This is a genomic window from Rhodococcus sp. A14 (assembly GCF_011603105.1).
In the GTDB taxonomy this organism is placed as follows: Bacteria; Actinomycetota; Actinomycetes; order Mycobacteriales; family Mycobacteriaceae; genus Rhodococcus_F; species Rhodococcus_F opacus.
This window is the reverse complement of record NZ_JAAOQS010000266.1, coordinates 1-1,341: the sequence shown is the minus strand read 5'-3', so window position 1 is coordinate 1,341 and position 1,341 is coordinate 1. Positions and strand designations below refer to the sequence as shown.

Below are 1,341 nucleotides of genomic sequence, written 5' to 3'. Positions count from 1 at the left end.
CTCCTTCATCTCCCCCGTTTCGAGGTAATCCCCATGCCCGACAACACCACGCCCCCGACTTCCGCCGCCGACACCCATCCGCCGAAGACCCTGCGTTGGTACGACGGGTTCATGCTCGCCCTGCCGATCGCCAACGGACTGTTCATCTCCGTCGGGTACGTCATCGGCGCCATCGGCGCCGTCCCGGCAGTGGTGATCTGCGTGCTGCTGTCCGTGGTGGCCCTGTGCCAGAACAAGCTGTTCTCCGAAATGGCCGCCATGTTCGCCGACAAGGCCGGCGGTGTGGCGATGTTCGCAGCCGAAGGTTGGAAACGATACTTCACCCCGATCGCACCGATCGCAGCCTTCGGCTACTGGTGCGGCTGGGCGCTGGTGCTCTCCCTGGTCGGGCTGACCATCGGCGAACTCGTCCACGCCCAATGGTTCCCCGACAACAGCTGGACCCTGTTCACCCTCGGCAGCGTCGCCTTCGGCCTGCCCCACGCCATTTCAGCTGTCACCGTGATCGCCGCCACCGCGCTGAACGTGCTCGGTATCCGCGTCGCTCTCCGGTTCAACCAGGTCATCGGCGGCGCCTTCGTCGTCGTCCTGCTTGCCTTGGCGATCGGACCGTTCGCCTCCGGGCAGTGGTCGAGCGCCAACCTAACTTCCCATCTGGACGGAAACTGGACCTCCTTCGTCGTCTGGCTCTACGTCTCCGCCTGGGCGATCTACGGCTCCGAACTGTGCGCGATCTTCGCCCCTGAATACCGCGACACCACCCGGGACAGCTCCCGCGCCCTGACCTCGATCGCCCTGTTCATGGTCGGCGCCTACACCATCGTCCCACTCGCCACCGCCGGGCAACTGACCGAGGACGAATTCCTCGCCAACCCGATCACCTACGGCATCGTCAGCATCGGCCACATCTCCGGCGGCCTCTCCGGACTGATCACCGTCATCCTCTGCGGGGCACTGTTTCTGAGCATGATTTCCTCCTCCGCCGACGCCGGCCGCGCCCTCTACGGGCTCTCGGCGGACAAGATGTCGATCACCCAACTCGACCAACTCAACTCCCGCGGCGTGCCCAGCCGGGCCCTGTGGGCCACGATGGTCGTCAACCTCGGCATCCTGATATTCGTCGGCAACCCGGTCGCCATCCTCATCGCCAGCAACCTCGGCTACATCCTCGCCATCACCCTCGCGGTCATCGCGTTCCTGCTGCTACGCAAGGACCGCCCCCACTGGCCCCGCCCGATCCGCCTGCCGAATATCTGGATCCCCATCGCCGTTCTGGTGGCCGCCTTCAACCTGATCATCCTCGTCGTCGGTGCCCTCAATCCGGGACTGAGCTACGTCGGC

At 65.2% G+C, this 1,341-nt stretch carries 1 protein-coding gene; it reads left to right on the top strand.

Annotation, left to right across the window (positions count from 1 at the left end; genetic code table 11):
- Positions 1-33 precede the first annotated feature (33 nt).
- The coding region (locus tag G9373_RS45290; protein WP_167121331.1) for an APC family permease at positions 34-1,341 on the top strand (1,308 nt) is incomplete at its 3' end.